The following is a 523-nucleotide window of genomic DNA, read 5'->3' as shown; positions in this document are numbered from 1 at the left end:
ATGGCGCTGGGCTTGCCGGCGGTAGTCGATACCTGGACTAAACTGGGGGCGCCGAAGAATCAGCTCAACGCGGTGCCGTCGATGCTGCTTGGCGCGCTGAACCTGACGCCGATTGAAGTGGCCCAGGCCTTCCAGACCATCGCCAGCGGTGGGAACCGTGCGCCGCTTTCCGCGCTGCGGTCAGTGATTGCCGAAGATGGCACTGTGCTCTACCAGAGCTATCCGCAGGCGGAGCGCGCGGTGCCTGCCCAGGCGGCCTACATGACGCTGTGGACTATGCAGCAGGTGGTGCAGCGCGGTACGGGGCGTCAGCTGGGGGCGAAGTATCCGGGCCTGCATCTGGCGGGGAAAACCGGGACCACCAACAATAACGTCGATACCTGGTTCGCCGGCATCGACGGTAGTCAGGTGACCATCACCTGGGTGGGTCGCGACAATAACCAGCCGACCAAACTGTACGGCGCCAGCGGCGCGATGTCGATTTACCAGCGCTATCTGGCGAACCAGACGCCAACGCCGCTGG

1 protein-coding gene is annotated in these 523 nt (G+C 64.2%); it reads left to right on the top strand.

Annotated elements, in window-relative coordinates; translation table 11 throughout:
• On the top strand, positions 1 to 523 hold a 523-nt coding region (locus ABD481_RS47145; RefSeq protein WP_344672394.1), incomplete at both ends, for a penicillin-binding transpeptidase domain-containing protein.

The sequence above is a fragment of the Catenulispora yoronensis genome (assembly GCF_039531695.1).
GTDB classification, from domain to species: domain Bacteria; phylum Actinomycetota; class Actinomycetes; order Streptomycetales; family Catenulisporaceae; genus Catenulispora; species Catenulispora yoronensis.
The sequence above is the reverse complement of the archived record's forward strand: the minus strand, read 5'-3'. Positions and strand labels throughout refer to the sequence as shown.